Source organism: Methanoregula formicica SMSP (assembly GCF_000327485.1).
In the GTDB taxonomy this organism is placed as follows: Archaea; Halobacteriota; Methanomicrobia; order Methanomicrobiales; family Methanospirillaceae; genus Methanoregula; species Methanoregula formicica.
The window spans coordinates 2,078,334-2,091,543 of the sequence record NC_019943.1 but is presented as its reverse complement, the minus strand read 5'-3'; the positions used below and the strand labels follow the sequence as shown (position 1 = coordinate 2,091,543).

At 57.9% G+C, this 13,210-nt stretch carries 10 protein-coding genes and 1 tRNA gene; 3 read left to right on the top strand and 8 right to left on the bottom strand.

Features of this window, described 5'->3' with window-relative positions; genetic code table 11:
* Positions 1-86 precede the first annotated feature (86 nt).
* Positions 87-854 carry an RNA methyltransferase gene (locus METFOR_RS10475; protein WP_015286110.1) on the bottom strand — a complete coding sequence of 256 codons (768 nt, stop codon included), beginning with the start codon at positions 852-854 and terminating at the stop codon, positions 87-89.
* An 8-nt stretch (positions 855-862) separates the two neighbouring features.
* Entirely contained in the window at positions 863-1,552 is a 690-nt protein-coding gene (locus METFOR_RS10470; protein ID WP_015286109.1) for a phosphoglycerol geranylgeranyltransferase, read from the bottom strand.
* A 128-nt stretch (positions 1,553-1,680) separates the two neighbouring features.
* Here METFOR_RS10470 and METFOR_RS14615 point away from each other — a divergent pair, with 128 nt between their 5' ends.
* Both METFOR_RS14615 and METFOR_RS10460 read left to right on the top strand, forming a co-directional pair.
* The gene (locus METFOR_RS14615) at positions 1,681-4,518 is read left to right on the top strand and encodes a PAS domain S-box protein (RefSeq protein ID WP_015286108.1); all 2,838 of its coding nucleotides are present in this window, start codon (positions 1,681-1,683) and stop codon (positions 4,516-4,518) included.
* Between the two features lie 45 nt (positions 4,519-4,563).
* Positions 4,564-4,935 (top strand): response regulator, encoded by a 372-nt coding sequence (locus tag METFOR_RS10460; RefSeq protein WP_015286107.1) that lies wholly within the window; start codon positions 4,564-4,566, stop codon positions 4,933-4,935.
* Positions 4,936-4,942: 7 nt separating this feature from the next.
* Here METFOR_RS10460 and METFOR_RS10455 read toward each other — a convergent pair whose 3' ends face one another.
* The 5 genes from METFOR_RS10455 to METFOR_RS10435 are packed head-to-tail and all read right to left on the bottom strand — an operon-like array spanning position 4,943 to position 11,797.
* Positions 4,943-7,771, bottom strand: coding sequence for a DNA topoisomerase I (locus METFOR_RS10455; protein WP_015286106.1), 2,829 nt, complete (start codon positions 7,769-7,771; stop codon positions 4,943-4,945).
* A gap of 5 nt (positions 7,772-7,776) precedes the next feature.
* A complete protein-coding gene (gatB, locus tag METFOR_RS10450; RefSeq protein WP_015286105.1) occupies positions 7,777-9,231 on the bottom strand; it encodes an Asp-tRNA(Asn)/Glu-tRNA(Gln) amidotransferase subunit GatB in 1,455 nt (484 codons plus the stop codon).
* Between the two features lies 1 nt (position 9,232).
* Positions 9,233-10,534: an Asp-tRNA(Asn)/Glu-tRNA(Gln) amidotransferase subunit GatA gene (gatA, locus tag METFOR_RS10445; protein WP_015286104.1), complete on the bottom strand. Its 1,302-nt coding sequence runs from the start codon at positions 10,532-10,534 to the stop codon at positions 9,233-9,235.
* Entirely contained in the window at positions 10,534-10,803 is a 270-nt protein-coding gene (gatC, locus tag METFOR_RS10440; protein WP_015286103.1) for an Asp-tRNA(Asn)/Glu-tRNA(Gln) amidotransferase subunit GatC, read from the bottom strand. Before gatC ends, gatA begins: the two co-directional genes overlap by 1 nt.
* Positions 10,793-11,797, bottom strand: a complete 1,005-nt coding sequence (locus METFOR_RS10435; protein ID WP_015286102.1) for an asparagine synthase C-terminal domain-containing protein — start codon at positions 11,795-11,797, stop codon at positions 10,793-10,795. The genes gatC and METFOR_RS10435 overlap by 11 nt, the downstream gene beginning before the upstream one ends.
* A 224-nt stretch (positions 11,798-12,021) precedes the next feature.
* Between METFOR_RS10435 and METFOR_RS10430 the strand changes: the two genes are divergently transcribed.
* Positions 12,022-12,104, top strand: a tRNA-Leu gene (locus METFOR_RS10430).
* 24 nt (positions 12,105-12,128) lie between these two features.
* Here METFOR_RS10430 and METFOR_RS10425 read toward each other — a convergent pair.
* Positions 12,129-13,136: a BMP family lipoprotein gene (locus METFOR_RS10425; RefSeq protein WP_015286101.1), complete on the bottom strand. Its 1,008-nt coding sequence runs from the start codon at positions 13,134-13,136 to the stop codon at positions 12,129-12,131.
* Positions 13,137-13,210 lie beyond the last annotated feature (74 nt).

Genomic DNA, 13,210 nt, shown 5'->3' with positions numbered 1-13,210 from the left:
TTCCCATCAATGACAACCATTGCAATGAGATGAGAATGGGTGTTGATTGGAGACGAGAGATCGTGCAGCGTTAAAGGAGACCGGTTTTACTCCAGATGATCATCCTCGTCGGAATCAGGGTCACGGAGGTTTCTGGCGCCCGTTTTGTCCCGGTCCAGCAGTTTCGGGTCGATGTGCCATTCGCTCCGGCGCAGTAACCCGTGGAGCGTGCTCGCTTCCCGTACCGTGAGATTGCACCGGCCGAGAATACGGCGGATGAGGATGAGCGTGTTCTCGCGTTTGAATTTCGGGTGGTGGATGCCGTCGAGATACCGGTCGATGTGCTGGTACAGGTACTCCATGTCCTGCGGGGGGCAGAGGGCATAGCCGGGGAGGGGGAGGTTTGCGAGCTCGTAGCAGACCACGCCGACCGCGTGCGAGAGGTTGAGGATCGGGTACTCCTCGCTCGTAGGGATGGAGCAGATCATGTCGCTCCGTTTCACCTCCTCGTTGTTGAGCCCCCAGTTCTCGCGCCCGAAGAGGATGGCGATCCGGCCTTCAATGTCTTTTATCCGTTCACGGAGCTCCTTGGGGGAATAGAACGGCATCCGCATCGAGTGGCAGACAGACTTGCTCACGGTGCCGGTGGTGGCGATAACGATGTTGCTCCGGGCAAAAATGTCCTCGATCGTGCAGACCTCGGCGTTTCTTAATACGTCCTGCGCATGCGAGGCGCGTGCTTTCGCCTCGTCTCCGAGCGGGCAGGGGTCGATGAGCACGAGGCGGGAGAACCCGAAGTTCTTCATTACGCGGGCGGCAAATCCCACGTTTCCTTCATAGATGGGAGCAACGAGGACGATCTCGATCTCGGGCATAAAAAGAGTTACTGGACTGCATCCACCGTTGCTTTCAGGACAGCCGGGCCCTGGTCATAGACAGCATTGCCGACAACGATCGTGTCAGCGTATTTTCCCATCTGTGCTGCCTTTTCCGCGGAGTTGATCCCGCCGCCATAGTAAAGGACTGCCCTGTCAACAGCCTCGGACGCAGCCTTCACAACGACCGGGTCTCCAAACGTGCCGCTGTACTCGATATAGACAATAGGGAAATGGAAGTAATGATCCGCTACGGAAGTATATGCGGCAACCTCCTCGGGCTTCAGGTCACAGACTGCTTTTGTCACCCTGCCAACCGATGAATTAGGATTGAGCACGATATATGCTTCGGGCACGATAGCGTCTTCCCACGGGATTTTACCCTTGTGCATCTGCACCCAAACCTTGTGTTTCCCCACGATCCAGGTGACCTCGGTCGTGTTCATCACGCTCGGGACAAAGACGTAATCGATCCCCTGCATCAGGACAGCCTCAGGCCCGGCAGGCTCCATGACGAGCGGGAGGTTGTAGGCTTTCACTTCCTTTAAGAGTGCGGAAAGGTTCTCCTGCGTGACGTTGAGGGTGCCCGAGAGCATCAGGGCGTCCGTGCCGCTGGAGGCGATCGCTTCAATATCGCCGGCTTTCAGCTGCTTGTCGGGATCGAGTTTTGTCACGTGGACCCAGTCTTTCCATTTCATGATGATCTGGTGTAGTATTGGCGCTCCATCCTCATATACCGGTATCCCTGCATCCCTGAACAGATCCTCCGGGCACAGAACAGTTTATATGCCACCAATAAAAACGGGAGAATGATTGGACGATCACCATGAAACTCCAGGAAAAGACCAGCGTCATTCTGATAACCCTGCTGATCGTCATCCTCGCGTTGATCGTCCTTTTTGTTGCAAACATCTCGCTTACCAGTTACAGCGCCCTGGAGCAGCGCTATGTGACACAGGATGTTGACATGGCGTTGAGCCGTCTGGATGCCGAGTACAACGCCCTGTCCACGGTAACCACTGACTGGGGGCAGTGGGACGATACCTATGAGTTTGTCAATGGCAGGAACCCGGGGTATGTTTCCACCAATATTGTACCGGGAATATTCCGGAACCTGCAGGTCAGTTTCATTGTCATAACCAATGAGAACGGTGAAGTTGTCTATGCCGGTGCCTACGACACCATGAACCACACTATGATACCGGTGACGGAGTCCCTTTTTCCATACCTGGTGCCGGGAAGTCCGCTCCTTAAGACTTCAGAACCGCTCAAAACCACGTCAGGAATCATAATCCTTGATGACCGGCCGGTCATTGTGGCGTCCTGCCCGATCCTCCACTCCGATCTCTCGGGTAATCCGACGGGCAGTGTTGTGATGGGCAGGTACCTGGATCATTCCGTAACCGTTGTCCCGTTAACGTCTGTACAGCAACAGTTCCGTCTCCTTCCGGCAGATGATCCCGGTATTCCCGCGTCTGTACGGGCGTTGCTTGCAGCAGCGGGGGACAACAACGCCCGAACCACGGAGTTCGTAGGCGACAATGAAATTGCCGGGTATGCCCTCATCCGGGACATCACCGGGCAGGGCAGGCTCATCGTGGAGGTCCGTGAACCCCGCACAATTTACCTGCAGGGTGCCACCACCACGATCCAGTATGTCCTCATCGTTCTTGCCGCCGGCCTGATGCTGGGGATCACGTATCTTCTCCTCCTCGACCGCCTTGTACTTTCGCGGATCACATCCCTCAGCACTCAGGTTCAGGGCATCAGCACGAAGTCTCTTCCCTCACGGAGAGTTCACCTTGAAGGCAACGATGAGTTCGCAGCACTAGCGCGAGAGATCAACGGCATGCTGGACTCCCTTGACGAGGCAAGTAAAGGCCTCATACGGAGCGAGGCGCGGTTCCACGAGCTTGCCGACCTGCTCCCGCTCCCCATTTTTGAGATGGACGCCGATTGCCGGGTCCTCTACACCAACAAGGTCGGTGCAGAATTATTCGGGATCTCCGATGAGATGATCAGGAAGGATATCCGGGTCGGCGATTTCCTTATCGAGGGAGAGGGCGAGCGGATGCGTCGCGGCCTGAACGCGGTTCTTTCGGGTGGAACGTCAACCGGAGAGATTTACACCCTCCGTAAAACCGATGGCACATTGATGCGTGCGATCATTTCTCTCGCACCAATTCATCGCGAAGGCCAGGTTATCGGGTTCCGCGGTGTTCTTATCGATGTGACGGAGAGAGTCAATCTCGAAGAGGCATTAATAGAAAGCCAGGAGTACCTGCAGACCCTCCTGATGTCCGTCAGTATCGGGATCCTTGTTATCGATGCCGGGACCCATACGATCATAGATGTCAATCCCGCCGCCCTGGAAATGATCGGGATAACCCGGGACGAGATTATTGGCAGGTCCTGCCATGATGTTGTCTGCCCGGCCGAAGCCGGCAAGTGTCCGGTCACGGACCTTGGCATTCAGGTGGATAATTCCCAGCGCATCCTGGTGAGATCCGACGGGAGCAGGATCTCCATCATCAAACACGTTGTTCCGGTCATGCTCCATGGGCGTTCATGCCTGCTGGAGACCTTTATCGACAACACAGTGCGCCTCCAGATGCAGGAGGAGCTCCAGAAGAGCCAGGAGCGCCTCTCACACCTCCTCCAGACCTCACCTGTCGGAGTATTCGAGAGCAAAGCGAGCGGAGCCCTCACGTACGTCAACGAGCGGTGGGAGGAGATGACCGGCATGACCTTCCAGGACATGCGAAGCCGCCCGTGGAAAGAGATCCAGGAACCCCTGGACCGCATGCGGATCTCCAAAGAGATGTGGAAGAAGTTCCAGTCGCGTCTCCTTCCGGATGCTGAGACCCGGTTCATGCGACCAGACGGATCAGTCATATGGCTCTACGGGCAGTCGGTCCCGGTCTATGACAGCAAGGGCCAGATCCACGGCTACGTTGGTACAATAACCGATATCACCGACCGGAAACGTATCGAGGATGCCATTCACCTGGCAAACAAGAAACTGAACCTCATGAACGATATTACGAGACACGATATCTTAAACACCATCACTGGGATCTTCGGCCTCATCGATATGGCCGTGGCGTCCGGGAACAAGGAGGAACTGGCCCGGCTGCTGGAACAGATCAAGGAAGAGGGAAGACTCATCCAGCGGCAGATCACGTTCACGAGGGATTACCAAGGGGTAGGTGTACATGCCCCGGTCTGGCAGAATGTACGGGATATCGTCTCCCGTGCGATATCCGGCCTCAACAATCCCGGCGTCTCCATTGAGATCGAACTCGAGGAGACGGAGATCTTTGCCGATCCCCTGCTGGAGAAGGTATTCTATAACCTCGCGGACAATGCGGTCCGGTACGGGGAGCGGCTTACGATGATCCGGTTCTATTACCAGATCTCCGATATCGGGCTGACCCTCATCTGCGAGGATGACGGTGTCGGGATCCCCGATAATGCCAAGGCGAGGATATTTGAGCGCGGCGTCGGGAGAAACACCGGGATGGGGCTTTTCCTGACCCGCGAGATCCTCCGGATCACGGGGATCTCGATCCGGGAGACCGGGGTGTACGGGAAGAGAGCCCGCTTTGAACTTATCATACCAAACGGAACATGGCGGTTCGTGAAAAAAGAGAGGAAAGAGTAAACATAAGGAGCACAATACCGGGAACGTAAAGCGGAGGATACTGCATTGGCACCAAAAAAGATTCTCCTTGTTGAGGATGACGATATCATCGCAAAAGTTGAGGATTGGCGGTTGAAGAACCTGGGGTACGAGGTGGCCGGCAGGGCGATCTCCGGTGCCGAGACTATGGAACTCGTGGTGAAGACAAAACCTGATCTTGTCCTCATGGACATCAACATTCAGGGAGAAGTGGACGGGATTGAAACGGCAAAAATGATCAAGAAGGGATTCTCCATCCCGGTTGTCTATGTCACGTCCCATTCTGACGGTCCGACCCTTGACCGTGCGAAGGCTACGCAGCCGGATGGGTTCATTGTCAAACCGTTCGAGGACAATGACCTGCGGGTTGCGATCGAACTTGCGCTGAAAAAAAAGTAAATTTTGCCTACAGCTGAATGATGGCGGTGTCTTTCTTTCTTTTGAGGACCTTCTGGTAATCGCGGATCTTCTGCTCGGGGATTCCCGTAGCGGCAGCAACGGAGACCGGGTCGGTGGCAAGGAGTGCGTCACCATCAACAATTCCTGCCCTGAACAGTTTTTCCACCTGAAGGGTGGAGAGCCCGCTCACCGCGAGTAATTGTTTCTTTCCGCGTTCGATTTGGAGTTTCGAGAATTTCTTCGGGACCGGCTTTTTGAGGTAGGTGCAGACCTTGTCGACGTGCTTCTGGATGGTCGATAAGGACATGCCCGTCTTTTCGCTGAGCGCGGCGGGTGACTGTGCACAGAATGCTTCCGGCTCGATGATTCCTGCAGCAATGTACTTTTTCAGGCTCACGGCAGGGATCCCGATCTCTTTTAAGACCTGGCTGTGGTACACTATCTTTGCATCGGAGATCAACTGTTCTGTCTCCGCGTCGGTGACCCCGGATTTTTTCAGGGTGGCGGGATCTGCCTGTGCAAGGCGCGAGAGATCCGTAATCCCCGCATCCTTGAGCGCCGTAAGGATCTTTGCATAACTCCGTCCTTTGCGGGGGATGAGACGGTCCCGCATGAACTTGCGGCACTCCGAGCGGCGGCGGAGTTTCTCCAGCACGACAGCAGCATCGCGGGTAAGTTCCGTTGCCTTTTCAAGGGAAACGCCAAGTTTCTTTGCAAGGTCTTCCGGAGTGCTGTGCGCAAGATCGGCAACCGTGTAGATATGGCATGCCTGGATCCGGTCGACCAGCCCCTTGTCGGCAGATGGGATCTCTTCGAGCGACTCGCGGTTGGAATTGATCTGGTGGCAGAGCGGGCACCCGATGTCCCATGGGCGGGCCCCCTTCCGCACGAGCCGGACAAAGTTCAGGCCGTGTTTCTCGCACTTCTCGTCGGTCCTGATGGCAAATCCCCACTGCGCTGTTGGCAGGCCGATGTTGAAGCTGCAGTCCGGGTACCGCGAGCAGCCGATGAACTGCGTATTGCCGCGGAGATGCTTGATGGCAAGCGTTCCGCCGCAGACCGGGCATTTCCCGAGGTTCATCTCCTCGGCGGTCCGGTTCCGGATATCATCGCCGATCACCTGTTCATTGGCTTCGAGCTGGTCGAAGGCACGGTGCAGCATGTCGCGGGACTCCCTGATCACGTCCTCGCGCGTCCGCTGGCTCTGCTTGATCAGCTGCATGTGCGATTCGAGCGTCCGGGTCATATCCGGCTTTGTTATGATGTCGGCATGCTGTTCGAGCGACTCCGTGACGACCCTGCCGACCAGCGTTGGCCGCAGAGGTGCACCCTCCACGTACTTCCGGGAGACGAGTTTTGCAATGACCTCGTGCCGCGTGCTCTTTGTCCCAAGGCCCAGTTCCTCCATCCGCTGGATGAGCTTGCTCTGGGTGTACCGTGCGGGTGGCAGTGTCTCCTTCTCGTCGAGCGTTACCTTCCTGATGGGCAGCTTTTCCCCGGTAGCGAATTCGGGGAGGAGCGTCTCCCGCGCCTCCGAGAACGGGTACACCGCATGCCAGCCCTGTTCCATGAGCTGGCCGCCTGTCGTGGTATACTCCTCGCCATTCGCGTCAAAGAGGATCTTTAAGGTCTTCCACTGAGCGTCCGGCGCAAGGGTGGCGAGGAAGCGGCGGAGCACGAGTTCGTACACCCGGAATGCATCGTCCCCGAGCATCTCCCGTGTCGCCGCTCCGGTGGGGTGGATCGGCGGATGGTCGGTCGAGGACTTCTTGCCCCGCGTCGGGACCGGCCGCCGGTGGGCGATCACCCATTCGACATCCTTTTTGAATGGCGAGGTTTTCAGGGTGTTCAGGATCCCGCTGATGTCGAGAGACGGGGGATATACGGTGTTGTCTGTCCTCGGGTACGAGATGAAACCGTTCATGTACAGGTCTTCGGCAATCCGCATCGCGTTTGCCGCCGAGAGCCCGAGCCGTGCTGCCGCCACGATATAGGTCGTGGTGTCGAATGGTGACGGGGCCCGGTCCTGCTTGGTCCCGGTCCTGACCTCCTTCACGACAAGGGGTGACTGCGTCCGGTCGCGGGCCTGTTCGGCAGCGGCCTTCTCGTGGAACCGGCCATTGGTGTGCCGGGCCTCGATCACCTCGCCGCGTTTCTCGAAGTCGAGAGCAAGCTGCCAGTACTTTTCCGGCACGAACGCCACGATCTCTTTCTCCCGGTCGACAATCATACTAAGGGTCGGGGTCTGGACCCGGCCTACCGAGAGGATGTTCTGGCCTCCGCGGCGTGCGGCAAGCGAGATGAACCGTGTCAGGGACGCCCCCCACATCAGGTCGATGGACTGGCGTGCTTCGCCGGCTGCGGCAAGGGCAAAGTCAAGCTCGGTGGTAGTGGAAAACGCGTGCTTCAGTTCCTGTTCCGTGATGGCGGAGAACCGGGCACGGTCGATCGTGACCTTTTTGTTAGCGGCCCTGACCAGCTCGTACGCTTCCTTGCCGATCAGCTCTCCCTCGGTATCAAAGTCCGTAGCGATGGTGACGCGATCGGCTTTTTTCGCCAGTTTCTGGAGGAGGGAAACGATCTTCTTTTCTGTGGGCACCTTGATCGTCTTTGCATCGATGAGGCTTCTTGGGGTTGCGGTCTCGCTCCGCCAGTTCTGGTATCCCGGCTCGAAGTCGATCTCCACGACATGGCCCCGGAGCCCGACCGTGATCGTGTCGCCGAAATGGTACGTGGATACCCCGGCGTCCTTCTGCTCGGCAACCTTTTTTCCCCCGGCAAGGATCTCCGCGATGCGCCGGGCCGAGATGTTCTTCTCTGCAACGATCAGGTGCACGGGTATTACGCCTCCTTCTTTTTCAGCGCTTCAATGAGCATACGGTTCAGCTCGGCAGGGTCGGCTTTGCCCCGCGTCTTCTTCATGACCTGCCCGACAAGGAAGTTGAGCGCCTTGCCCTCGCCGTTCCGGTAATCCTCGAGGGCTTTTGGGTTCTCGCTGATAGCTTCTTCGATGGCGGCTGCAATCGCCCCCGTGTCGCCGGTCGTCCTGGTCAGGCCAAGACGGGCAACGATCGCGTCGGGCGTCTCCGTCTTCTCCTTCTTCAGCCGCTGGTCAAGCATCACCCGGAGTACCTCGACCCCGCTCTTGTCAGTGATGGTCCCTGCCTTCAGCAGCCATATCAGGGCGGCAACACTTTCCGGGTCAACGGGATCCAGTCCCATGTCGCGGTAATTCAGCTCGCCGATGAGCGTGTCTGCAATCCACGTTGATGCAAGCGGGGCGAGTCCTTTGGGATCGGATGATACGACCTTCTCGAAGAAGTTGGCGAGTTTCAGGTCACCGGTCAGGGTCCGGGCATGATTGAGCGAACAGCCATACTGCGCCATGAATCGTTCGCGTCGGGCATCCGGCAATTCGGGGAGGACGATCCCGTCGACCCAGGATTTCACCCGGAGCGGGCGGAGGTCAGGCTCGGGGAAGTACCGGTAGTCGTGCTCCTGCTCTTTGCTGCGGGCGGACTGGGTGACGCCACGGCCTTCGAGGAAGTGCCGGGTCTCGCGCTCGATCCTCAGCCCGCGCCGGATCAGGTTCTTCTGGCGTGTGACCTCGAACGTAAGCGCCTTTTCTACGCCTTTGTAGGACGTGATGTTCTTGACTTCAACGCGCTCGTGCCCTTTGATCGAGATGTTCGCATCGACACGGAGCGACCCCTCCTTCTCGGAGTCGAATACACTCAGGTATTCGAGCGTGGCGCGGAGCTTGTTCAAGAATTTCCGAGCTTCCTTGGGCGAGCGCATGTCCGGCTCAGAGACGATCTCGATGAGCGGGATGCCGGCACGGTTATAGTCAACAAGCGAGTACTTCCCCCGCTCGACATTACCCATGTGGACGAGCCGGCCGGGATCCTCCTCGACATGAATGCGGGTGAGGCGGACCTTCTTCTCCCCGCCGGCATCGCTCTCGATCTCCAAATAGCCGCCTTCGGCAAGGGGCTTGTCGTACTGGGTGATCTGGTAAGCCTTGTCCAGGTCAGGGTAGAAGTAGTTCTTCCGCGAGAACTCGGACTCGTTCACGATCTCGCAGTTGAGGGCTTTTGCCACCTTCATAGCATACTCGATGGCCCGCTTATTCAGCGCCGGCATAGCGCCGGGCAGGCCGAGGCAGATGGGGCAGAGGTGGGTGTTGGGGCCGTCGCTGCGGTAGTCGGTCGAACACCCGCAGAAGAGTTTGCTCTTCGTGTCCAGCTGGCAGTGTACTTCAAGACCGACAATGACCTGCGTCTCTTCTTCCGCCATATCAGTTCACCGCCTGCTCGTAGGCATAGGCAACATCGATCACGCGTTCATCTTCGAAGTGACGGCCCATGATCTGGAGACCGACCGGCATTCCTTCGGACTTCCCGCACGGGACGGATATTGCCGGGATACCGGCAAGGTTCGCCGGCACCGTCAAAATGTCAGCGAGGTACATCGAGAGCGGGTCGCTCTTTTCCTTCAGTCTGAATGCGATAGTCGGCATGGTAGGGCCGGCGATCACGTCAACATCGCTGAAGATCCGCTGGAAATCGTTCCGGACATTCTCGCGGGCGACCTGCGCCTTGGTATAGTACTTCCCGTAATACCCGCTTGAGAGGGCAAACGTGCCGAGCATGATCCGGCGCCGGACCTCGGTGCCGAACGCGGCGCTCCTTACTTCCTGGTACGCATCGTGCCAGGACTTCTTCGTGTCCGCAGCAGGGCCGTACCGGACGCCGTCGAACCGGGCCAGGTTGGAGCTCGCCTCGCAGGTGCAGGTCACGTAGTATGCTGCAAGGGCGTATTCCATGGAGGGGATGCTGCACAGGACCGTGGATGCCCCGAGTTCCTCCAGCCGGCCAATCGCCTTCTTTACAACAGCGGCGACCTGCGGGTCAACGCCCTTGCCGAAATACTCTGCCGGTATACCGATTTTCAGGCCTTTGATGTCGGCACGGGGGATATGGTCGTACGGCTTGTTCTGCGAGGTGGAGTCATGGCGGTCATAGCCTGCGATGACGCTCATGAGGGTGGAGACATCGGAGACGGTCTTTCCCATCGGCCCGATCTGTTCGAGCGAGTTGGCGTAGGCAATGAGGCCGTACCGCGAGACGCGGCCATAGGTGGGTTTCAGGCCGACAATGCCGCAGAATGCTGCGGGACACCGGATCGAACCGCCGGTGTCCGTCCCGAGGGCCATCCGGACCATGCCGGCAGCAACTGCCGCAGCGCTCCCACCGCTGGAGCCGCCCGGGACACGCCCGGTGTCGCAGGGGTTGAGGGTGGGGCCGAACGCGGAGTTTTCGGTGGTGGTCCCCATACCGAACTCGTCCATGTTGGTCTTGCCGGCAATGGCAGCGCCTGCCTGCTTTAAGAGCCCGACAACGTGGGCATCGTACGGGGGAACATAGCCCTTGAGGATTTTCGAGGCACAGGTGGTCTCGATGCCCTGTGTCGAGATATTGTCCTTGACAGCAACCGTGATACCGGCCAGCTTCCCGTTGGTATGCGACGGTTTGTTGCAGACCTTGAGGAATGCATTGTATTTGTCATCGGGCTCGAAGATGATCGTCTGTGCCGGCACTACATCACCCTCGGGGCCTTGATGAATCCGTCTTCCTGTGCCGGTGCATTGCGGAGCACCTCTTCCTGCGGGAGCGAGGGCTCGACCTCGTCCTCGCGCAGGACATTATAGTGATCGCGCGCTCCCTCGCCCTGCCCCTCGACACGGTCGAGGATATCGAAATATTCGAGAATGGCGTTGAACTGGTGGGTAAAATTCTCCAGTTCTCCGGCGCCGATACCGACATCGGCCAGTTCCGCGATATGTTGTACGTCTTGTTCAGTGACCATGTTCCACCCTGCTGATGTGGTCTATGTAATCTTGCATGGACGTTTTATAACCATTTTTACGGGCAAGCTTCCGGAGGGTTGCCCAGACACCGCTCCCGTATTGCATGGCTTTCTTCTCGTACCCTGCGAGATCCGGGGGAATGTGGCGTTCTGCGACCGTTCTTAAGGGGATCTTACGGCGGCCGCCCTGCACCTTCTCCGCGGCAGGGATGGCCCGGGCGGCGCGCACAACACGGAAGTCCATATACGGCATCGAGAAGTACGCCCCGTGCAGTGCCGCCACTGCCTGATCACGCCGCACCTGTGCTTCAAGACCGGTAAAGTCCCGCACGAGATCTTCTTCCAGTGTCTCCGTGGTAAGGTACCGTGAATATCCGCCGAAGAGTTCGTCTGCGCCCTGCCCGGTGATGATGCGCTGGTAGCCATGCTCCCCGGCCCAGTGCGCGACGAAATACAGGGTGAGAGCGATTCCCGCGTTCACCGGATTCTTCTCCGGGATTGCCCTGACAACGATCGGAAGAGCTGAAGCGATCTCCTCCTCATGGATCGTCACGAAGGTGCAGTCAAGCCCCAGAGAGTCCGCGGCAGCTTTCGCCCGTTTCAGGTCATGCGATCCTTCAAGGCCTACGGCAACGCATTCCCGTCGGGCAAGGGCAGCCACGAGCGCCGAGTCCACCCCTCCCGATAATGCCACGACTCCCTCATCGCTGCGGAGGCGAACGGCAGTCACGATTGCATCTTCGAGGGTCATCTCCGGTGCTGTGGGAGCGATAGTCCCGGTGGCTTTCCCGTTGCAGAGAATAGTGCCTTTCGGGCCGGTTCCCTCCATGATCCCGTACAGGTCGCGGGCGCTGCAGGAGTCCCAGGAAAGGAAGAATTCCCCTCCGCACTGCGACAGTTCATCCGGGCGGTCTATTACCAGTCTCTCGATCCCGGGAATGCTGAGCCGGTGGCCGTCCCGCTCCATCCAGCCGTTCAGCGTCAGGGTACTCATGAAAGTCACGTGCGGTTGTTCACACTCAGTACCCCGGCAATCCTATAAAACATAGCTTTTTCCTGCCACCCTTCATGCAACTGCCATCATCCATCATAATAGCAGAACAATCAGGGAATCTTTTTTTTATATCCAGGGGCTAAGTACTGGAGAGCATACGGCACCCGTATGGCGGGTGGCGCCGCGCTCATTATCCCGACAGGACAATCAGGATATCCGTCTGCGGGAGGATAGGAAAGCTGGCCAACTCCGCCGGACTTAAGATCCGGTCCTTAGTGGTTCTTGGGTTCGAATCCCAATCCTCCCATTCTTTCCCGTGCGGTTCTGTGTTTCAGGGGCTCTGCCGGGCACGTGACTTCAGGTATTCCCTCTCTTCTGCCAGGGCCTGCGTTTCCCATCCACGGAGTGACTCATTATATGACTCAAACCGCGGGTTGAAGATAATGCCCGTCACGCCCTCTCCAAGGCCGGCAGTGACATTTCCTCCGGTGAATTCCCCGTCAAGGGTATCCCTGATGCCAGCAGAAACGACCCGGTCCACCCGTTTCACGGCAGATGCAAGAATGATTTCCGGCCCAAGGGGCGACTGGTCTGAATCCGTGCCGATTACGTACCTGCCCGGGGAGTTTTCCGCTGCGCCAAATACACCTGTGTTGGAGTACCCGGCGCAGGCAAAGATCACATCGGTACCATTGCGGTACATTGCCTCCGCACTCTTTTGGGCAGCCGGGGCATTGGTGAACCCCTCTGTTGAATGATGACGGACATAAGCATGGTCAACGGCAAGGGTTGCATTGACTGCCCGGGCACCATCGGTATACCCGTCAAGGAACGTGTCAAGTACATCCGACTCCGTTCCCATGATGATGCCGACATGCTGTGTTCGCGAAGCCGATGCTGCAAGCACTCCGGCAAGGTAACTGTCCCCGTATGAAGTGATCTCGTATGCCCTGAGGTTGTCCGATCCGATCCCTGCCTGGTCGATGGCAAGGAACCTGATATCCTTGTGGAGGTCCGCAAGCCCCTTTGTGAAGCCGGCATACTGGAAACCGACCGTGATGATGAGGGCAGGCCTGTCCGCTCCCGTACTTGCGTTCAGGAATGCCGGAAGCGTGTCGAAGTCCTGCGGCACGAACTCGCGGATTACAAGGGCCTGTTTCTGCTGCGCTGCCAGAAGACCCTGGTATGCGGCGTCAGTATAGGAGAGATCACCTTTCTCCGAACCGTACACGATCCAGACAACCGGGGTGCCTGCGGGTGCGGGCTGAGAACACCCGGCGACGATGAGCAGAAGTGCCAGCAGGGTAAGGACGGCGAGGATGCAGGATCCCGGTTTCATGTGGAAAAAGGTTCTTCCGGATCGGTATTAAACATAAACGATCCTGTTTTTCGGTCGTGTATCGGTAAGGACGC

Excerpts from the sequence above, each read along its gene's own strand:
- METFOR_RS10475 (WP_015286110.1), bottom strand. The coding sequence starts at position 854 with ATGCCCGAGATCGAGATCGTCCTCGTTGCTCCCATCTATGAAGGAAAC.
- METFOR_RS10470 (WP_015286109.1), bottom strand. The coding sequence starts at position 1,552 with ATGAAATGGAAAGACTGGGTCCACGTGACAAAACTCGATCCCGACAAG.
- METFOR_RS14615 (WP_015286108.1), top strand. The coding sequence starts at position 1,681 with ATGAAACTCCAGGAAAAGACCAGCGTCATTCTGATAACCCTGCTGATC.
- gatB (WP_015286105.1), bottom strand. The coding sequence starts at position 9,231 with ATGGCGGAAGAAGAGACGCAGGTCATTGTCGGTCTTGAAGTACACTGC.
- gatC (WP_015286103.1), bottom strand. The coding sequence starts at position 10,803 with ATGGTCACTGAACAAGACGTACAACATATCGCGGAACTGGCCGATGTC.
- METFOR_RS10435 (WP_015286102.1), bottom strand. The coding sequence starts at position 11,797 with ATGAGTACCCTGACGCTGAACGGCTGGATGGAGCGGGACGGCCACCGG.
- METFOR_RS10425 (WP_015286101.1), bottom strand. The coding sequence starts at position 13,136 with ATGAAACCGGGATCCTGCATCCTCGCCGTCCTTACCCTGCTGGCACTT.